The 20,072-nt window shown below is 42.0% G+C and carries 14 protein-coding genes; 1 reads left to right on the top strand and 13 read right to left on the bottom strand.

The features are described 5' to 3' along the window. Positions 1-34: 34 nt before the first annotated feature. From NQU17_00515 to NQU17_00525, 3 genes are all read right to left on the bottom strand, one after another. Complete coding sequence (locus tag NQU17_00515) at positions 35-3,208, bottom strand: helicase-related protein (GenBank protein ID UUM12081.1); 3,174 nt, start codon at positions 3,206-3,208, stop codon at positions 35-37. Between the two features lie 26 nt (positions 3,209-3,234). After that, positions 3,235-3,459 (bottom strand): helix-turn-helix transcriptional regulator, encoded by a 225-nt coding sequence (locus NQU17_00520; GenBank protein UUM12082.1) that lies wholly within the window; start codon positions 3,457-3,459, stop codon positions 3,235-3,237. A 364-nt stretch (positions 3,460-3,823) separates the two neighbouring features. Then, positions 3,824-5,200, bottom strand: coding sequence for a relaxase/mobilization nuclease domain-containing protein (locus NQU17_00525; GenBank protein UUM12083.1), 1,377 nt, complete (start codon positions 5,198-5,200; stop codon positions 3,824-3,826). A gap of 50 nt (positions 5,201-5,250) precedes the next feature. On the opposite strand from NQU17_00525, the gene NQU17_00530 reads away from it, so the two are divergent. After that, complete coding sequence (locus NQU17_00530) at positions 5,251-7,131, top strand: hypothetical protein (protein UUM12084.1); 1,881 nt, start codon at positions 5,251-5,253, stop codon at positions 7,129-7,131. Between the two features lie 129 nt (positions 7,132-7,260). Here the strand turns inward: NQU17_00530 and NQU17_00535 are convergent, their stop codons facing one another. The 10 genes from NQU17_00535 to NQU17_00580 all read right to left on the bottom strand — a co-directional run bounded on the left by NQU17_00535 (position 7,261) and on the right by NQU17_00580 (position 20,071). Beyond that, entirely contained in the window at positions 7,261-7,545 is a 285-nt protein-coding gene (locus tag NQU17_00535) for a CD1845 family protein (GenBank protein ID UUM12085.1), read from the bottom strand. A gap of 68 nt (positions 7,546-7,613) precedes the next feature. Beyond that, positions 7,614-7,949, bottom strand: coding sequence for a plasmid mobilization relaxosome protein MobC (locus NQU17_00540; GenBank protein ID UUM12086.1), 336 nt, complete (start codon positions 7,947-7,949; stop codon positions 7,614-7,616). Beyond that, a complete protein-coding gene (locus NQU17_00545; protein ID UUM12087.1) occupies positions 7,949-13,618 on the bottom strand; it encodes an SNF2-related protein in 5,670 nt (1,889 codons plus the stop codon). Before NQU17_00545 ends, NQU17_00540 begins: the two co-directional genes overlap by 1 nt. Continuing rightward, positions 13,546-13,890: a TnpV protein gene (locus NQU17_00550; protein ID UUM12088.1), complete on the bottom strand. Its 345-nt coding sequence runs from the start codon at positions 13,888-13,890 to the stop codon at positions 13,546-13,548. The genes NQU17_00545 and NQU17_00550 overlap by 73 nt, the downstream gene beginning before the upstream one ends. 762 nt (positions 13,891-14,652) lie before the next feature. Beyond that, positions 14,653-14,883, bottom strand: coding sequence for a transposon-transfer assisting family protein (locus NQU17_00555; GenBank protein ID UUM12089.1), 231 nt, complete (start codon positions 14,881-14,883; stop codon positions 14,653-14,655). A 2-nt stretch (positions 14,884-14,885) separates the two neighbouring features. Further along, positions 14,886-16,685: a DNA repair protein RadC gene (gene radC / locus NQU17_00560; protein UUM12090.1), complete on the bottom strand. Its 1,800-nt coding sequence runs from the start codon at positions 16,683-16,685 to the stop codon at positions 14,886-14,888. Continuing rightward, on the bottom strand, positions 16,672-16,857 hold the full coding sequence (locus tag NQU17_00565) for a hypothetical protein (GenBank protein UUM12091.1): 186 nt from the start codon (positions 16,855-16,857) through the stop codon (positions 16,672-16,674). Before NQU17_00565 ends, radC begins: the two co-directional genes overlap by 14 nt. Before the next feature lie 17 nt (positions 16,858-16,874). Next, positions 16,875-18,947, bottom strand: a complete 2,073-nt coding sequence (locus tag NQU17_00570) for a DNA topoisomerase 3 (protein UUM12092.1) — start codon at positions 18,945-18,947, stop codon at positions 16,875-16,877. Between the two features lie 166 nt (positions 18,948-19,113). Then, on the bottom strand, positions 19,114-19,830 hold the full coding sequence (locus NQU17_00575) for a DUF4366 domain-containing protein (GenBank protein ID UUM12093.1): 717 nt from the start codon (positions 19,828-19,830) through the stop codon (positions 19,114-19,116). Beyond that, a complete protein-coding gene (locus NQU17_00580) occupies positions 19,823-20,071 on the bottom strand; it encodes a DUF4315 family protein (GenBank protein UUM12094.1) in 249 nt (82 codons plus the stop codon). The genes NQU17_00575 and NQU17_00580 overlap by 8 nt, the downstream gene beginning before the upstream one ends. Between the last annotated feature and the right edge of the window lies 1 nt (position 20,072).

Consider the following 20,072-nt stretch of genomic DNA (forward strand, 5'->3'; position numbering starts at 1 on the left):
GATATTACCGGTATTATTGGGAATTATGTGATAATCATTCCACCACCAAAAATGAAATCAGCTCAAAGTCATCTGTCGTTTCTTCAGCAAAAGCATTGTTGAATCCGCCAAAGTCAAAGGTGGCTTGGAAGGCTTTTTCTTCTTCTTCACCCTTGATGGAATGTACCGCCTTGTTGAGAAGCTCGGAATAAATCTTCATATCCTTTGTATTGTTTGTTTTCTGAAAGAACTGGTCAAACAAGGGCTGAACAGGTAAGTTTTTTCCATAGCAGAGCTTTCTAAAGAGCTTAACCACTTCACGAGCCTTGCCATTCCCATAGAGCACTTCCCCGTTATTATCAAGGTAAAGCAAATAGTAGGGGTACAGAGAGCTGTCAGACTTAGGTTTTTGATCATCATTGCTATGCTTAAAGCAGAATAAAACACCTTGCTTTTCACCGTCTGTTACAGAATATAGCCCATTAGGCACACCTTTTATTGCCGGAGTGTTGTTCACGTAATCGGACAATTCATACAGGTATTCGTTCATATTCAGGTCGGTAAGAGAGATATTCTCATTGGCATCTTCAATGTCAATGACTTCATCCTTCAAGCGTTCGAGTTGCCTCTTTCTAAAGTTGAAGTCGTTCATTTCAGGGGACAAGAAATCCTCATCGCCGGTGGAAACAATATTCAAGGTTGTCATCTTTCCTTTTACTCGCTGCTCCAAACCTAAGTATTCATTCAGCTCAAGGTTAGGGAAGAAGTTAATCATTTGAATACGTTCGTTGGTGCTGCCGATACGGTCAATTCGACCGAATCTTTGTATTAAGGATACGGGATTCCACTGGATGTCAAAATTGATAACCGTATCGCAATCCTGCAAGTTTTGACCCTCCGAAATACAATCTGTACCAATAAGGATATCAATTTGCTTATCCGCCAGAATCTCCTTTTTCATTTTTGATTTTGGAGAGAAGGCGCAGAGCAGGGAATTAAAATCATTATCCACATGTTTGTTGTTTGTCTTTACGCCTTTGCCTGTCACACAGGCAGTGTGTAAGTGGATTTTCTTAAGCTCGTCTGCAATTTGCTGATATATGTATTCTGCTGTATCTGAGAAAGCAGTGAATACGATAATCTTCTTGTTGCCGCTGTTGTAAGGCATCTGCGTTACTTTTTTAACAATTTCGTCTTGTAGGGTGCGGATTTTCAAATCTCTATTTTCATCTAAAATGCTCTTTGCATCATTGTATATTTTTTCAAGGATAATTTTATCGCCCTCTAAATCGTACAGATAATCCGCAACACGAAGGTGGGCAACTTCAATTTCATATTTGCCTTCCAGGTATTCATATTCTTCATCGGCTGTGCCTGTTTCCTCGTCAACAAATCCGCCTCGATTAAGTATTTCCATGGTTCTATCAATCTTTTCCATCAATCTTCTGATGGTTTCCGCAAAGGAATAGACCGAGCTTTCCAAGCGTTTAAAGAGATTGAAACGGTGCATGACAATCATACCCTTAGACTGGGTTTGGAAGTCCATTTTTCCGCCACGTTTTCCCTTCAAGCTATATTTCTCAGCATATATTTTCTGGTATTCGCTTTTAATATATTTTGTAGGCGTGTACACCGACAATTCAAGGGATTCTAGCAATTCATTTGTATCAGCAAACTTTAGGAGTTCTTCATGAGTATCAATTTCAGGGCGTCTGGTTTCCGGCTTGTTTTTACTGGGAAATTTGCCAACGCTGCTGTTGCCGTAATAGCTGGTAATATGCTTTCTGCTTCTGGAAATAGTCATAAGCTCAAGGAGCTTATAAAAGTCCGAAGGAAGGCTGTCTAACAAATCATTTTTATTATGGTTGGGAGTAGTTTCCCATTGATTGATAACAGCAGAGGACTTCCTGAGAAGGTTCTCCACGCTGGAGATGCCTTCATCCTGAAAAGCGAAATCTCTATCGCCGGTTATGATGCTAATCTGGTTTTTAAGGTCTACCAAGCTATTGTTAACAGGAGTGGCAGAAAGGAGAAGCACCTTGGTATTGTTTTTGCCTCTTTTGATTACATCCTGCATAAGTCTGGCATACCTTGTCATAATCAATTGGTCGTTGTCATCGTAACGGTCATTTCTGTTTCTGAAATTGTGTGATTCATCAATGACGACAAGGTCATAATTGCCCCAGTCGAATCGCTTTAGGTCTTGTCCAGATTGAGACATGCCTTTGTATCTGGACAAATCTGTGTGAAACATAATCCTGTAATTAAAAATCTCATTCAAAAAACTGTCCTTGTATGTACCACGGAATGAGTTCCAGTTGTCATAGAGCTTCGCAGGGGTGAGAACCAAAACATTATCCATCTTTATTTCAAAGTATTTTATAACAGCGAGGGCTTCAAAAGTTTTACCTAAACCAACTGAATCGGCTATGATGCAGCCTCTATATTTTTGCAGCTTTTGAATGGCAGATACAACACAGTCCTTCTGAAAATCATAAAGCGATTGCCATATTTCAGTCTTTTTGAATCTTTCGCTGTCTCTTTCGAATCTTTCTATACCGCTATCTATTTGATATCCAAACAGTTCGTTGAGGGTATAATAGTACAGAAATTCAGGGGAATGTTCTTTATAAACAAAGGACAAACTCTGCAACAATTCTTCTTTGTAATCCGAAGAAACCTGATCGTTAAACCAGATTTGATTGAATATGTTTAATGCCGAAAGTATTTGATCTTTGTCCATCGTGCCATTGAGCATCGTGTCAAAATTGATATTCCTGTAAGAGTTTTTGCTTTTCTTTGGAGATACCTCCAAGGAGGATGATCCTTGTATCATAAAATCATCATCAATAATGATGATATTTCCACCTATTTTGGTTTTAGGGTTTGCCCTTTTAACATTTACATTCGCCTTGATAAAATCGTGCATAGCCTTTGCTTTTGCAAAGTGCTTCAATTTGTTTTTTTCGACAATATCATAGGAATTGTATAAGATATCCGTTGGAGCCATTTCAAACTCATGCGATATTTCAGATTTCTCAGGGACAAACTTTGTATCTCTGATTACAAAGTTTATCTCCTTTACATTTTTAAGATTTTGTTCGAGTAATGCAAAAACTGACAGTGTCAGCTTGTCATTTACAATATTAACAACGGCATTCCTTTTTGATTTTAGAACATCGTTGATTTTTTCAATCATTTGCTCTGTTGAAGCGATTACGTTTCCCATGTGAACACTCCTTTCCGCTGAATACTTCAATTATTTTCTGTAACATTGCCATCTGAAACCGCTGAACAAATATCACCGATGTCACATTGTAAAACTTCACAAATTGATAGCAATACGGCAACAGAAACAGGTTCGTTTTTATTCAGCTTTGTGATTGTTCCTGCCGATAATCCGGTTAGCTTTCTCAAATCACTTTTCTTGATATCTCGCTTGATAAGCTCAATCCATAATTTCTTATAACTGATATTCATATTCATCCCTCTTTTATCACCGACTTTTGCTTTGCGGGCATTGTAATCCGGGCATTATAATAACCATTACATTATAAACCAGATATCGTAAACTTACAAGAATTAATAGCAAATCAGTAAAGAAACTCACAACATTATGTGATAAATGACTACAATTTAATGAAGTGGGATAAAAAGAGGCGTAGTTGAAGAGAAATTGTACTGTCTTAATGTCCTGTTTTTTCTGGAAACAATCGTGGCAAGCAGGGCAAGGTGGTACACACCTTGCAATTTTGCTTGTTGGGGAGCATCCCCAATCCCCACTGAACACACAATAAATTGTGTGGCTGCGCTCATTGCGTGAGCTGAAAAAGCATAGGCAATACTATCGTTGATTCTGTGTCTTTTCGTTCTCTTTTGCAGGTGCTTCACTCTGTAAAAGCCGGTCTATATTTGCCTTTGCGGTCAATACTTCCTGCATTTCTTTCTTTGCAGCGTGGTATGTCCCATAGGCTTGTTTCTTTTTGGAAAGCAGCTCGGCATACTCGGCTTGCAGAGACTTAACCGTTGGCAGTTTTTTCAGTTCAAGCTCATCGAAGGCCGCCTTAGACGCCTTGTGTAATAGAAGGTCGGCAGTATGTTCTTCATAGAATTTTTTGGAGTAGCCTGCTTTGCGGTAATCAGTATAAACATCACGGGTTTTTGCGTAATTGATGATGTGAGCTTTCAGTACCGCAATCTCTGCCATACGCTTTTCCGCAGCCTTGATTTCCGTAGAAAGTTGATTGAAATTGTTGGTGGCGGTCTGTGATTTTTTCTCTAAATCCTCATAGGCAAGAAGCTTGTTTTCCGTTAAGAAGTTTATAGTCTGTGCCATCTGCTTGAGGTTAAAAATTTTAGCCCACTGTTCATAGCCTGCACCTTTGCCGGTCTGTAATTTCGCCTGTATATCCACAAGTAAATTGACACGGGGCTGAGGCTTTTGGTGGAGGTCTTTCTTTGTAGCCTGAGCTTTCTCGCCACTGATAATTGCCTTGATTTCTTCTTCTGAATAATCATTACCGAGAGAACGCAGGCGAATGAATTTCTTCTGATTTTCACCCTTGAAGGACAGGTGGTTTCCTTGTTTTATTTCATAGCCTGCCAGTTTCATTTCTTCCAAGAAGACTGTGAAATTCGTAGGCTTTTTTGTAAGGATTTCGTCAATAATCCGGCGTAGCTTTTCAGAGTGGGAGAGCGGCTTTTTATCGCCTAACCACTTGCCATAATGATTCTTTCCACGCTTTGGATTTTCGATGATAGACAGACTGTTTTCTAAGCATAGGCGATCAGAAATTTTGCGGACTGCTTTCCCGGAGCCTAAAAAATCCCTGAACTTTTTTGTGCAGTCCAAGGAAGTTGAATTAAAGATAATATGATTGTGAATATGGGCTTTGTCAATGTGAGTTGCAACGATAAAGGCATGGTTTCCTTTTGTAAAGCTCATACCTAATTCATAGCCGATTTTGTTGGCAAGCTCAGGTGAAACCTCATCCGGCTTAAAGGACTGGCGTATCTGATAGGCTATCACATCGCTCTCTTGCTGCCTGCCTGTAATATCAGAATACTGCCTTTTTGAAAGGAGAAATTCTCCCTGTATGGTTTTGGGGTCGCACTCATAAGAGCTGATGTATTCGCCCTCGTTTGTCTTGTCTGGATTTTTCGCATAATCGGTACGATCTGCAAGGCAATCCGCAATGGATTTGCCTTTGTTTTGGTGCATAGAAATTAAACGTGTGGTAGCCAGGATAACACCTCCTATATTAAAATCTAATGGCTGTCTTTAAGGCCTGCAATATGGTAAAATATTCTAATATAATACTTTACGGAAGGGGAATTATTATGCTGTCAGAAAATGAAAAAGATATATGCAAAAACCTATATAGATACATAAAAATCGATTTATATGATTGTATTGATTCAGAAATATTTCTTAAATCTACGGTTCAGGAGTTAGGTGAGTTTTATTTCAATAAAGCTGTTGAGAGTGTTGACGGTGCAAACAACAGACTGCTTAACACGGTCATTAAATCTGTTCTAAAAATAGAAATTAGTACTCCAGATGATTTCTATGTATCTCTGTGCAACATGATTGGCATAAAAGAATTGCCAAAGGATAAGCTTATTATAATTCAGGAAGAATACGACAAAATATTCGTTCAACTGTATAATTCGTTTTTACATAAGGTAAATACGAGAATCAATATTATTGATTCTCAACTTTTATCAACAAAAGGCAGTATAGCATCTTTAGAATCAAAAACACCAAGTCTTTCTTTAATTAGGGATTTAGCTACCGAAGAAAATCTTTTACAAGAGTACCATAAAAAGTGTAATGAATTGAGAACACAGAAAGAAATGATATTATTCTCAAAACAACACGTGGAAAGGCAATTGAACCGTTTCTGTAATTTAAAAGAACCACAAAGTATCAGCGAGACTCTTCAGGGCTTGGCCCTAAATCTGTCGAAGGATACTATGATTGATGCTGCCCTTGAATTTTCATTTTATAAAGAGGCTCTCGAAATTGCAGGTGATCATTTAGATAGACCGCACGCCTTGTTTTTCAAAGTGAAACTATATACTGCTATTGATGCTCTGCACAGGAATTGGCATCGTTCTATTCATATTAAAAGTGATGAAGAACGAGTGAGTGATCTTAATCTTGCCAAAGAAAAAATTCCTTCTGTTGACGAACTTTATACACATAAAAATTCTAATTCTCAATTATATCTAAATACATTAAGGCAATATGTACAGGATCACGATGTAATAAATGAATTATCTAACTTGATTGAATTAAGTGTTTGTCTAAGAGAAAGGAAAGAGGTATTACTTAAAAGTTTGACTCTGTTTAAATCCAATGACTTTATAATATTCAATCATATTATTCCGTTGCAAATAGAAGGGATGTTTGGGGATTTTTTGAAAGACGCTACTACGTTTAATCGGTTTACAAGTATGACAATTCACATAAACGATGTTCTAAAAGAAAAAATCCAACATTTACAAGATATACAGGTCGACATATATCCTGAAGTAGTTGAATATTTCATGTACTATTTCAACAACATAATTCGCAATCGTATTGCGCATGGTAATTACAAAACTCTTTTCAATAATGGAATATCGGCTGAGATATTTGCTTACGAGTTGCTGCTCGATCTAAGCATTTTAGTTCATATGCTATCACGTAAAAGTGAAACCGATAAAATGCATCGTTTTATATCAGATTATAAAGCACGGTATACTAAGTTAATTAAATCTGGGGAGCATCCACATTTTGGAGCAATGTTCAACGATATGATTGGAGATAAAATCATATCGGACTATGACTCTATTGAGAAAAATCGTCCACTTCAAGTAGCATATTGGCTTGTAAATCCATATTATGAAAGAATCTTTGAGTCAACAGGTGATAAAACGGATTTAATGGAGCTAAGGACAGATTTTCTGAGCCAGGAATTTTGGGAATATGTTGTAGACTCATTGACCAAAAGGATTGAGAGCAATTTCGGATATGAATCAATAAATATGGAGTTTCTAGCAGTTGTAAACGGACTTTTCAAATGCGATACAAGCCCAGAAGTAAAATCCTTACTTGGAAAAGCAAATGCTGCACTACAACAAATTAAAAAAATGCAAAGAGAATAAAATAGCAGGAGCATAATAATCAAAACAAGAGTAAATAAACGGCTTTTGCGACTTTGTTTTATGAGAATGCTCCTGCTTTGCGTCATTTAAGGAAGAAATCCTAAAAATACTTTTGTCACCCTTATATCATCAAATTGATTTTAGCCTTTCATTGATTCCACCCACTGTGCCGATGAGCCAAGCAGCGAGCATGGGGATTCCATAAGGGCTGATGAGAAAGGCAATGAATAATGCGCTTATGCCTTGTTTTGTTTCGCCCAGAATCAGCATTGTTGCCAGTCCAAGTGCGAAGAAGAAAAATGCTAAAATTGAAAGCAGCATCGAGCTAAATATACAGACAAACTGGCACACAAGTAAAACGACAGATATCATAAGGGTTACAGGGAACAACAATATTTTAAGCAGTATTCGCATAAAAACCGACCTCCATTTCTATGAGATAAGCGTACCAAAGCTTTTTCTTTCTGTCCATGATATGGAATTTAAATTGTAGAAAGGCGGCAGAGTATTTCATCTGCCGTCTCCCAAAGCTTGTCATAGCTTACTCTTAATTCTTCAATGTCATCATCGTAGATATTGCCTGTTTCATGCACTCGCTTGGTGAGTTGGTTTAAGCTATTGCTGGTTCGACGAAGGAGGCTTACCAGTTCCAGTATATCGGATAAATCAAGCTGTATGACATAGCCATCCACCGCCATTTTGCGGAGATAGGCTCCTAAATTTTTTGTGCCGAGCTGTTCCATTTTTTCTGCTATAAAACTGCGTTCTTGTTCCGTCACCATAAAGTGAAGTTGAATATTTCGTATTCTTTTTGCCATTATCGTGCCTCCATTTCTTTCTCGTGCTTTACCTTTAGCTCCTTTCCAACTTTTGGCGGCTGTTTTAGGCTCTCTAAGATGGAGGGTCGGTCTTTTTTACATAGAGCATCGCTGGAAGGGGCATGGCCGCCTGCATCCATATTAAGCTCAGCATCGAGGGTAGAGAGTCGAACGGTTTTCTCCTTTAGCTCCTGCTCTTGAGGGAAGGGCTTGCCAAGCTCTGCCTTTGCAGCAGCTTGTTGATTGTAGAGATTGTCCAGCTGATTCGTGACTGCTTTTAAGCGTTCAGGCATTGCAGCAAGAGCATTGTCAATACGAATGAGATTGCCCCTTGCATCCATACCGAGCTTAGCAGGATGGCTTATTGCACCCTTTAGTGTGAGTTGAAACTCCCTGTTAAAGCTGTCAAAGGATAGATGCATGGAAAAACCACGGTAGCTGCCAATCTCCACGGATTCACTGCCTTTTACTTCTTTGCAGGCCTCCAAGAGTGCTGCGCCTGCGTTGTCCTTATCGGTTAAGGTATCGCTTTTAATGACCATCGGCATAAATTCACCGTCTTTTGGGATGTGCGCTTTCAGGGTCTGCAAATCCTGCTCGAAGCCTTTGATGTAGCCTTTATTTCTTTCTATGTTCTCTGGAAAATACTTCAGCAAATTATCCTCAAGACGGTATTGGCTGCTTTGGTGGTTTGATTTTAAAAGCTTGAGCCTTGCCACATCAATATCCAAATCCATCTTTTCCTTTATTTTGGGGTTGCCCGCACAAAGAGCCTTGATTTCGGCATAGGAGAGAGCTGCCTCATCTACATCCTCGCAGGAACGGACAGGACTTTTGGAAGTCATAATTTGCGAGATGAATTTTTGCTTGTTTTCGACGGTCTGCCAGAGGTACGCATCAAAGGTCGCCTCAGTTACATAGCGGTAGATCCCGACTTCCTCATTGAGGTTGCCTTGCCGCTCTATTCTGCCTGAACGCTGGGTCAAATCTCCCGGACGCCATGGGCAGTCAAGGTCGTGGAGGGCTACAAGCCGATCTTGGATATTTGTGCCTGCGCCGCACTTTGCAGTACTGCCAAGCAGAACACGGACATCACCGCTGCGTACCTTTGCAAATAGTTCTTTTTTTCGCACTTCTGTATTTGCCTCATGGATAAAAGCCACCTGATGCTGGGGCATTCCCATTGATACCAGCTTGCTACGAATATCATCATAAACATTAAAACCAATCGTGCCAGTTTCAGCCACGCAATCAGCTAGGGTGTCCTCAAGTGCTGCAAGTTTAATACCGTTAATGGTTTGTGAACCTGCCTTTGCCGCCCGTTCGTCCTGAGACATAGCCCTTCCTTTAGGTGTGGAGATATCGCAAAATACAAGCTGTGTCAGCTTATCCGCAGAGCCTTCTTGCCATATGCGGTAGATGTTGTTGACACAGGCATTGACTTTACTTGCTTCATCGTCAGGAAGGAGGGGGTTAATGATACGTTGGTCAAGCCCAAGCTTTCGACCGTCGGAGGTGATTTTAAGCATATTATCAACGGAAGGATCAACCTTATTTGCATGGACTTCGGCAGCCCGTTTAGACAGTTCCTTTACCATATCTGATTGAATTTCTGTAGGCTTTACGGCAACAGTTTCATAGATTACTTTTGGGGTCGGCAAGTCCAACTGGTCTGCGGTTTTGATATCCGCTACTTCCTTGAACATCGACATCAGCTCAGGAAGATTAAAAAACTTGGAAAAACGTGTTCTTGCACGGTATCCGGTGCCTTCTGGGGCAAGCTCAATAGCCGTAACTGTTTCGCCGAAGGTGCTTGCCCAGCAATCAAAGTGGGTAAGCCCGTTTTTTTGTAACGTGTTGTACTGCAAATATCGCTGCATGGTATAAAGCTCCGTCATGGAGTTGGATATTGGTGTGCCGGTGGCAAAAACAATGCCTTTTCCGCCGGTCAGCTCGTCCATATAGCGGCATTTGAGAAACATATCACTGGATTTTTGAGCGTCAGAGGTGGAGAGTCCTGCCACGTTTCGCATTTTGGTATATAGGAACAGATTTTTATAGCTGTGTGCTTCGTCAACGTAAAGCCTGTCAACACCAAGCTGCTCAAAGGTCACCACATCATCTTTGCGCTCCTGAGCCTCCAATTTCTTTAGCCGTTCCTCCAGTCCTTTTTTTGTGCGTTCAAGCTGTTTAACTGTAAAACGTTCACCACCGCTTGCCTTGATTTCTTCAATACCATCAATGATTTCATCAATCTGCTCACGGAGTAAGCGTTCCTGCCGTTCTATAGACATGGGGATACGCTCAAATTGGCTGTGACCAATGATGACTGCATCATATTCTCCGGTGGCGATCCTCGCACAGAATTTTTTGCGGTTTCTCGTTTCAAAGTCTTTCTTCGTAGCTACCAAGATATTTGAGGCGGGGTAAAGCCTTAGAAACTCGCTTGCCCATTGTTCGGTCAAGTGATTGGGTACTGCAAAGAGCGGCTTTTGACATAGCCCTAAGCGTTTGCTTTCCATTGCTGCGGCTACCATTTCAAAGGTCTTGCCTGCACCGACTTCATGGGCGAGCAGGGTGTTGTTGCCATAAAGAATATGAGCAATGGCATTGACCTGATGGGGTCTTAGGGCGATTTCGGGATTGATGCCGCCAAATTTAATGTGCTGACCATCATATTCACGGGGACGGATGGAATTGAATTTTTCGTTGTACTGCCTGACAAGAGTTTGCCGTCTGTCTGCATCTTTGAAAATCCATTCTTGAAAGGCGTCTTTTATAGTCTGCTGCTTTTGCTGTGCCAAGGTGGTGGCATCCTTGTTGAGCACTCTCCGTTCCTTTCCGTCGGGATCGGTTACGGTGTCATAGATACGAATATCACGAAGATTTAAGGTGTCTTCTAAAATGCGGTAGGCATTGGCTCTGTCAGTGCCGTAGGTTACATAAGCAGCCACGTTGTTGTAGCCGATGCTGTTTTTATTGGTGATGCTCCATTCAGCAGTGAAAGGGGCGTATTTTACTTCAATATCTCCCTGATGCCGCCAAGGGGTATCAAACAGGTCATACATGAACTGCTCGATATAGCCTTTGTCTACCCAAGTTGCACCAAGACGGACATCAATTTCAGATGCTTCAAGGTCTTTTGGCTGCGCCGCCTCCAGTGCAGATACATTTGGTAAATAAATATCCGATAACCTTGCTGCCAGCTTTGCAGTGCGGAGCTTTTCACGGACATTTCCAGAGAGGTATTCATCGGCAGTCACATAGGCGGGCTTCTCTTCATTCTGGAGATCCGGCAGGCGAAAAACAACACCCGTCAATTCTTCGGCAAGCTGTTCTTCCGGTAAGCCTGTGAGCTTTGCCATGTATGCCATGTCCACTGTCGCCTTTTCTCCTATTGATACAGCTAATGCCTCACTCGCAGTATCAACGGAAGTAATGGCAGCTCTTTTTTTGATGGTGCGCTTGGTGAACATATCGGCTTTGGCTTTCAAATTGCCGTTTTCGTCTACATCCTCAAGAGAGCAAAGAAGATAATAAGAATTGTCCTCGCTAAAGGCAAGACTGTTTCCACGACTGTTAATCAGTCCATAATTTGAGGTAAAACTGTCATAAAGTTGGTTTAGGTGAGCTTGTTCCTGCTTGATCGTATCATCGCCATAATCCTCAAGCTGATATCGGATAAGGTCATTGACACATTCTCTTAAGTTCACCAATCCTGCAATGCGCTCCTTTGCCGTTTGATTCAACTCAGGGCGCACCATGCGGCTGTTTTCACGGTAGTAGACTTCACCGTCTATGAGGGTATAGGAAAAGTTCTTTACTGTAGGATCTGCAGGAAGCGTAGTGGAGGAGCCTACTTCTATATCAGGTAGCTCAGCTTCGGGGATATGACCATCGATGCTTGCCATAGCTGTCATTAGCTGTTCGGCTAGGTCAATATCGGGAATCGGTGAACAGGTACTTTCCATGCCAAAGGGTCCGCTTTTCATTTCCATCGTTCCAAGGATCATTTCAGGATGGTCGGTAAAGTATCTGTTCAGGGTAATGTCATTTTCATTTTTGTCGAGGTAAATCCAATCTCTATCTACATCAATGGGTCTATCACGCTTTTGCAGAAACAAAATATCACTGGTGACTTCCGTGCCTGCATTTTTCAAGAAAGCATTGTTCGGCAGCCTGACGGCTCCTAAAAGCTCAGCTCGCTGTGCAAGGTATCTGCGAACTTCAGGTGATTGCTTATCCATTGTGCCTTTCGAGGTAATAAAAGCAATAACACCGCCTGGGCGGACTTTATCAAGTGCCTTGGCAAAAAAATGGTCGTGAATGAGGAAGCCTTGGGTATTGTATCGCTTTTCGTTAAGCTTATAATTGCCAAAGGGAACGTTGCCGATTGCAAGGTCAAAAAAGCTGTCAGGCAGCTCTGCTTTTTCAAAGCCAGTTATGGCAATATTGGCATTGGGATAAAGCTGTTTTGCAATCCTGCCGGTGATGCTGTCCAGCTCAATTCCATAGAGTCTTGAATCTGCCATACTTTCAGGGAGAAGGCCGAAAAAATTGCCAGTGCCACAAGCGGGTTCCAAAATATTGCCTGTGCTAAAGCCCATGCGTTCAACGGCACTGTAGATTGCCTTGATTACGGTAGGACTGGTGTAGTGAGCGTTTAGCGTGGAGGCTCGTGCCATATCGTATTCGTCTTCAGACAAGGTTGCTTTAAGTTGATCAAATTCCACTGAGAAGCTGTTGTTATCCCTATCAAAGACTTCTGATAAGCCGCCCCAACCGATATACTTCGACATGATCGTTTGTTCCGCTTTAGTAGCGGGGCGGTTTTCCTTTTCAAGTACCTGCAAGGTAGTAATAGCAGCAAGATTTCTCTGGAATTTCTCGCGCTTGCTGCCTTCGCCTAAGTGTTCATCAGTAATGCGGAAATTATCAGCCTTTTCGTATTCGGGTTTGGGCTGCGGATAGCGCTCCAATAGCTGTAAGAAGCTTTCTCTGCTTTCTGCTCTAAGGATAGGATTGAAAAGTGAGGGGTCACGAAGGGTAACATCATGTTGTCCGATTTTTTCAATGATGAAGGCAGTATTACTTTCAAGATAGACCGTATCGCCGGGGGCATATGGAATGGGAGGGGGTTGCACCAGTTCACGTTCTTGCAGGGAGGTATCCAGTCCTGCAGAAGTTTTTTCACGGCTTTCAAGCTCGGTTTTTTCCTCAGCAGTTAAATAGCGGTCAGCCATAACCAAGGCACGAAGATGTTTTTCGACATCTTCCCATTTTAAAGCCACCTTATTGTTGGAATGGTAGTGCTGTATCACCATGCCTCTTGAAGGTTGATAATCAACGAATCCACTTGTGCCATCGGTGAAGGTGTGGCTATGGCCATAAAATCCATATTCCTGTTTTAAAAAATCAATGGCAGTTTTGCGATCAGGCATTGCTTGGTAAAGCTGGTGGACACGGAATTTTCCATCCTGCGTGCCTGTGCCACGCAAAAGCTCGTGTTCTATCTCTGCCAAGGATAAAGAAAAAGCAGAGGGCATTTTGCTCTCTGCTATACGCTGGATTTGTTCTTCTTCTGTTGGGAAAAGAGTTAATTGTAGATTAACTCCGCCAGTATCAGTTCCTCGGCCTGCGATTTCAAGCTGTTCATGTATCCCACCCATTCCATCTGATGGGTCATCTTGTCGGGAGGTGCCTGCGTTTTCTGTAGATCGGTCATAATCTGTTCCATCCGTCTGGTTGCTGTTTGGTCTATCTCCAACAGATGGGGATAGAGTTTCTCGCTCAGGATCAGGGAGTTGAACAAAGCTGACCGATGCTCCTGAAGGTAAGTTTTGCGCATCCTCCCATATTTGCCGAGTGGCTGTTCCTGTGAGGCTATGCTCAGGTTTGGTATCTGATAATCTCCGTTCTTCTGATAAGTGATGTTGTTCATGTTCGCTGCTCCTTTCACGCTCTGTTTTTGTAATGGTTATGGCTATTTGCCTGAATACCTTCTCGGACTGTTCGCTAACGGCTGTACCTAAAAGGCAAACGGCATCAGCTGTATTAAAATCGAAAATGGGGAGAAAATCCTCATGGCTGAAATATTCCTCTGTCTCAAGCCCGCATCGCTTCATCAAGGTATAGGCGGTGCTTACGGCGGCAGCATCTACAAAGGCAGATTGGAGGTTGTCCTCATCATATTCCTCTAAAAAGCTGTTTTCTGTCAGATACCGAATATCCTCCCTGTGATCCTCATAATACTCCTTAGAAAGATTTCGGGCAATGATGTCAAATGCCTCGAAAAGAGAACTTTCTTTTACATCAAATTTATCTGCAAGCATCTCAAGGATTGGCTCGTTGTGGTGGTCTTGCATCTCCCAAAGGAAAGGGCGGCGAGAATTTTCTCTGCCGCCCGTATCGGAAACATCAAATACATATTTAAGCCTTGGCTTGTCACCTGTGGAATCGAGAAGCGCAATGCCTGTTGAACCACGGCGAACATAACGGTTCATTTTATTGTTCCAAAGCTCATAATCAGCACAAGCCGTTGCATCAGGTCTTTGTGCGTAAATCATCAGCTGTTCATGGTAAGGGTATTTATACAGCCGCCCTGCGGTGGTAAGAAATCCAGTCCAGTTAGCGAGGCTGCTTGTCAGGTGCTCAGCGGTATACTCTGCAAGCTGTGCAAAGGATTGTGCTTTTGTTGGCATCTTTAGCCCTCCTGTTCCTCAAAGTCAGGGATAAGCTCTACTGAAATACTTTCAAACTCAGTGTCACTCATAGCTGATAGCTTATCCATAACCGTTTTGGTCAGGTCAAGCAGCTCGGTTTCGTCAGCTTCAAGGTGTTTCTGCATCTCAGAAAGCTCAGAGAGCAAATCTGCCCTTGAACCGATATTATAAATGCACATTAAATTGGTTTCCTCTACTGTAAATCTGCTCATAATCATCTCTCCATTTCTGCATCCACGGAAGGTGCTTTTTTTGATTTTTCTTTCTCTTGTAACGGCTTGGTCTTTAACTGCTCAACTACGGAAGTGCGTTTTTCCCGCTTTTCTGCCTGCACAGCATTCGCAAGGTCTAAAATGGAGATTGTGCCTCCTGATTTTACGGTCGCTTCAAGCTCTGCCACAGTTGGTTGATTATTTAAGATGCCATCAATTTTATTGAAGTTTTGCTCCGTTGACATTTCAGCAGTGCGAAGGGGGTTGTCCTCGTTTCTAATGGCAAATGCACGTGTGCCGTTTCCCATGATGTGATGCTTGCCATCATCGGAAGAATGGTGATAACCATAACCGGCTACCGACATCTGTTCCTTTGTCATGGAGTTCAAGGAGAAACTTCCCCGTGGCGTATCAATCCTTTCCCCGGTCAGGAAATGATCCGGCACAAGGGGGGTAGGCTCTAAAAATTGTGGCAGCTCCTGAAAGCCAAAGCTATCTACATAATGAGAGGATACATTATCATCTATCTTTAAGACAATGATGTCGCTGACGGACAGGGAATGTCCGGTGAATCCGGTAGGGTGGTTTATATTAAACTGTTCGTATAGCTGGTTCAAGGCACTGTTTACACTGCCATTAAAGTCAGCAATAGATGCCGTATAGATAAAATCATAATTTTCATGTGTTACCTCAAGTCCGGCATTTTGTAAACGCTCCAGTCCTTCAAAGCGATAATCACGATATTCTTCACCACTTTTTAGCTGATAAATGGCAAAGGCATCCTTTGTACTCTCCAAGAAGAGCTGTTCTTGTATTTCAGGGGAGAGCCTGCCATCACCTTTCAGCTCTTCATAGTCTTGAAGTGCAGTCCAGTCGTTTTTTTCAATGCCAAACAGTCCGCTATGGTTATCGATGTCCTCACGCTCAAAAGCCATGGCCTCGGTATCATCTTCATAAAGCATATATACGGTCAAATCTTGCTCAAATAGTTCAGCAGCTCGCTCTTGTGAGAGGGGAAGCATTTCATCGTTTAGGTAGCCATAGGAGTTGCGGTCTGCAATGCTTATGTCAGGGTCGGGTAGGGGATAATTATGCTCTTGCATGGGCACATTAAAAACAACACTTTGTTTATTAGTGGCCTTTTTAAAATTATAATCAGTTTCCCCATTAAGTACTGATTTCGCAGTATTATAAGTTTTTGGGGTTTCCAGTACACCATGAGTTTTAAAAGAATAGATTTCGCTCATGTTGATTCCGTTAATAATCAAATGGTCTAACACTGGAATCCCCAGAAGATTACCGGTCTCTTTTAGACGTTCTGTAATGTTTATATCCTCTGCACTAGGAGTTAGATCTCCCGATGGATGATTATGACATAGAATTACGGAATTGGCTTTATTGATAATAGCATTTCTAAAAACTTCTCTAGGGTGCACGATAGAGCTGTTAATTGTTCCTACAGACACAACTTCGTGGTCGATAACACGGTTTTTGGTATTTAGAAAAGCTACGACAAATGCCTCTTTATCATAAATTTTATCCATCACAGAATGAAAGAAGTCAGATGCAGATTCCGGTGAGTTAATTATGGGATTTCTTGCATTGATACCGCTACTCATTCGGTATAAATCAAGAAATGCTTGGTGCTTCTCTCGTTGAGCAGGTGTAGTAAGGAGCTGTGTGGCATTGTCTACTAAGGCGTTAAGCCCCTTTTTCTGAGTATATTCTATAGCATCATCTTCCTTTACACCGATAATTCTTGAAAAGGCTTGAATATAGCGAAGTTCATCAGTATTTGCCATATTCATTCACCTCCTGACTTTTTGCTAAGTCAATGAGCAGAAATAAGTCTTGTAGCTTTTCAGCATCGTTTTCGTTAGTGACATATTCCTTGGGATTTTCTCTAAGTTTTAATATATCCTCAGCATTCACTTCAATATCTAAAAGTATTTTAATCAATTTTTTAATACTCATAATCTACCTTCCTTTCCTTATCTGTTTGTTGGAAACTCCATTTTGAAGTTTACATACTTACTATCTGTATCATCAATTAGGACAATTGCATCATAGGTCTTGCCTGTCTTTTCGGAATAACAGCCTGAAAGTTTTGCTTTACCGTTTTTAAGCAGTTCAATAGCAATGGTCTTGGTGAGTTTCTTTTTCTTTGCGGTAAAAAATTTGTTTTCTTTCCAAAGTGCAAAGCCGCAAGTCTTGTTTAAGCAGCAAAACCCTTTCTTATTTTCTATTACATCATTGCCGCAACGAGGACATTTGCCGATGGCTTCCTGAGTAGAGGGAAATAGGACATCAGACCCCTTTATAACTTCATAAGTCTTGATAAGGCTTTTGGTCATTTGCGAAATCTCCTGCAAAAAGCTATCGGGGGAGAGAATACCATGTTCGATTTGTTTTAATTTTTCCTCCCATTCGGCAGTAAGCTGTGGAGATTGGATCGCCTCCGGCAATACAGTAATCAGGGAAACACCCTTTTGGGTAGGCAGGAAGTGCTTCGTTTTTTTATCGCCTTTACGCTCTAAAAGCTCGGTTTTTATCAGCTTTTCTAAAATACCTGCACGGGTGGCAGGTGTGCCGATGCCTTTTCGCTCGCTATCCTCCAGTGCGTTATTGGCGTTTTCCATTGCTGCAAGGATGGTATCATCAGTAAAATGCTTGGGTGGACTGGTCTTGCTCTCCTTAATCATTGCTTTGGCATCAAAGGTTTGACCCGTTGTAATGGATGGAAGCACTTTTTCCTTTTCAACCGGTTGCTTATCCTTCTGCATGGCAAGGTAGCGTTTTTCAATGCCACGAAAACCTTCTGAAAGGATTGTTTTGCCCTTTGCGGTAAACTCCGCACCGCTGACAATAGCTGTGACAGTGGTTTCCTCATACTTGCAGCTCTCGCTCACGGCGCAGGCTAAACGCAGGGAAATGAGCAGCAAGACTTCACGCTCACCAAAGGGCAGTGAGTATAGGTCACAGTCTTGTATATTCATGGTTGGAATAATGGCATGGTGGTCGGACACCTTGCCGTTATCCGTCACTTGCTCCATAAATATGGAGGGTTCTAAGTTTTTGGGCATAAAAATCCCTGCTGCGGCTTTTGCCACGGCAGGGGTGCTTTCGGACATATCGAAAGTTAAATATCGGCTGTCTGTACGAGGATAGGTCACGAGCTTTTTCTCATACAGGCTTTGAGCATAAGACAAAGTTTGTTCAGCCGTAAAGCCAAGCTGTCTGTTTGCTTCCCTTTGCAAGGTGGTGAGGTCATAGAGCTTGGGGGGCTTTTCGGTTTTTTCTTTGCTTTCCACACTATGGATGGCAATGGTTTGACCATCGCAGGCTTTGAGCAAGGCTTCTGCCGCCTGCCTATCCGTTAGCTTTTCGCATGAGAGTATAAAAGTGCCGCAATCAAGCTGAACCGTATAGAACGGTTCGGGCTTAAATGCTGAGATAGCTGCCTCACGCTCCACAATCATGGCAAGGGTGGGAGACATGACCCTGCCCACGTTCAAGGTTTGCCCATAGAGAACGGAAAACAGTCTTGTGGCATTGATGCCCACAATCCAATCGGCTTTTGCCCTGCAAAGAGCAGCTTGATAGAGGGCATCATAATAGGTGCTGTCACGGAGGGCTTTGAAGCCCTCCGAAATGGCACTTTCCTCCATAGAGGAGATCCACAAGCGTTTTACAGGTTTTTTGCAGCCGATTTTTTCATAGACTAACCGAAAGATCAGCTCGCCTTCACGCCCTGCATCTGTGGCAGATGTGATAACAGCCACATCCTTTCGATTCGCCAGCTCCTTTAATATTTTCACCTGTTTTTCCTTGCCCTTGGAAATGCTGTATTGCCAGTTTTCGGGAAGGATAGGTAAATCGGCATATTCCCACTTTGCATAGCGTTCATCATAGGTGTCGGCAGTGGCAAGCTCCACCAAGTGCCCAACACACCATGATACGATATAGCTGTTGCCCTCTAGGTATCCGTCCTGCCTTTTGGTTGCACCAAGAACGGCAGCAATGCTCTGCGCTACAGATGGTTTTTCTGCTATAACTAAATTCATTCGCTTGTTTTCCTTTCTTTCTGGAGGAATATGATTCCACGGTAATGCTGGGACTTATCCTCTTTTTTTAGATGCTTTTCAGCGGAAGGAGCAGGGGATTTATTTACCTGCCCGGATTGAGGCTTCTTATTTGTAGCTTTTTTATTGTCGCTTTCAGTAGATGAACTCACTTTACATCATCCTCGCTTTCTGCATCATCTTCAGTTTCATATTCTTCATCGGTGGCATTGTTATCGTCCTCATCCTCATCTTCATCGTAGTCATAATCGAGAGGGTCGATATCACCCTTGGTTTTTTGTTTGTTCTTAAGCGTCTTGAAAAAGTAAAATGCGCCGCCCAAGCCACCTATAAGAAGCAGAATAATAAGAAGACTGCCGGTGTTGCTCTTTTTCTCAGGTGCTATTTCAGCAGGCTCTGTTGCCTTGCCGACACATTGGTTTAGATCGTTTACGCAAACGGGGCAATCATTTTTTACAGTGCCGGTTTCGCATTTCTTGCTACAGGTACACACTTTGGGCGGCTCAGTCTTTTTGCCATTGTCTTCAATGAGTGCCATTAAATCAGCTTCGTCTACAAGGTTAAGAAAATAGACGTTTTCTTTATCGCCTGCACGATCAATGACTAAGTAAAAGTAGTTGCCGTTTTTAGATTGTAGTGTTACAAACTGTTTGTCGCTGGATTCTTCAACCTTGATATCATCCACAAGGGTCAGGTTTCCTTCAGGAGTTAAAGGAGCAGTGACAGTAATGGGCTTCTCAGGTGCTTTGGGAGGTACTGTCTCGATATTTTCACCACCACCTGCAAAAGCAGTGGCGGGGAATATGAAAATGCACATCATTACCATAAGCAGCACGGTAGAAAGCCTTGTTTTAATTTTATTCATGGTCATTATCCTCCTGCGTTTCCGGCATTAAAATAGGCGCATCGTTTTTTCCTCGATACGCCTTTAGGAAGGTGGAAAGCTCGCTGGTATTCATCTTCATGCTGCGGACAAGCTCCACAATTTCAGTGTTCTCGATTTCCGTTTTTTGATGTTCCAGTTCACGAAGCTTTGTCTGCTGTTCTGATATTTTTTGCTTAATCTTGTCAATCTCCATTTGGAGTTTGGTAAGCTTGTTATTCATA

Source organism: Clostridiaceae bacterium HFYG-1003, from assembly GCA_024579835.1.
Taxonomy (GTDB): Bacteria; Bacillota; Clostridia; order Clostridiales; family Clostridiaceae; genus JG1575.

What these genes read in the sequence shown, in the direction of transcription:
- NQU17_00515 (UUM12081.1), bottom strand. Translation starts at nt 3,208, where the DNA reads ATGGGAAACGTAATCGCTTCAACAGAGCAAATGATTGAAAAAATCAAC.
- NQU17_00520 (UUM12082.1), bottom strand. Translation starts at nt 3,459, where the DNA reads ATGAATATCAGTTATAAGAAATTATGGATTGAGCTTATCAAGCGAGAT.
- NQU17_00525 (UUM12083.1), bottom strand. Translation starts at nt 5,200, where the DNA reads ATGCACCAAAACAAAGGCAAATCCATTGCGGATTGCCTTGCAGATCGT.
- NQU17_00530 (UUM12084.1), top strand. Translation starts at nt 5,251, where the DNA reads ATGGCTGTCTTTAAGGCCTGCAATATGGTAAAATATTCTAATATAATA.
- NQU17_00535 (UUM12085.1), bottom strand. Translation starts at nt 7,545, where the DNA reads ATGCGAATACTGCTTAAAATATTGTTGTTCCCTGTAACCCTTATGATA.
- NQU17_00540 (UUM12086.1), bottom strand. Translation starts at nt 7,949, where the DNA reads ATGGCAAAAAGAATACGAAATATTCAACTTCACTTTATGGTGACGGAA.
- NQU17_00545 (UUM12087.1), bottom strand. Translation starts at nt 13,618, where the DNA reads ATGGGTGGGATACATGAACAGCTTGAAATCGCAGGCCGAGGAACTGAT.
- NQU17_00550 (UUM12088.1), bottom strand. Translation starts at nt 13,890, where the DNA reads ATGAACAACATCACTTATCAGAAGAACGGAGATTATCAGATACCAAAC.
- NQU17_00555 (UUM12089.1), bottom strand. Translation starts at nt 14,883, where the DNA reads ATGAGCAGATTTACAGTAGAGGAAACCAATTTAATGTGCATTTATAAT.
- radC (UUM12090.1), bottom strand. Translation starts at nt 16,685, where the DNA reads ATGGCAAATACTGATGAACTTCGCTATATTCAAGCCTTTTCAAGAATT.
- NQU17_00565 (UUM12091.1), bottom strand. Translation starts at nt 16,857, where the DNA reads ATGAGTATTAAAAAATTGATTAAAATACTTTTAGATATTGAAGTGAAT.
- NQU17_00570 (UUM12092.1), bottom strand. Translation starts at nt 18,947, where the DNA reads ATGAATTTAGTTATAGCAGAAAAACCATCTGTAGCGCAGAGCATTGCT.
- NQU17_00575 (UUM12093.1), bottom strand. Translation starts at nt 19,830, where the DNA reads ATGAATAAAATTAAAACAAGGCTTTCTACCGTGCTGCTTATGGTAATG.
- NQU17_00580 (UUM12094.1), bottom strand. Translation starts at nt 20,071, where the DNA reads ATGAATAACAAGCTTACCAAACTCCAAATGGAGATTGACAAGATTAAG.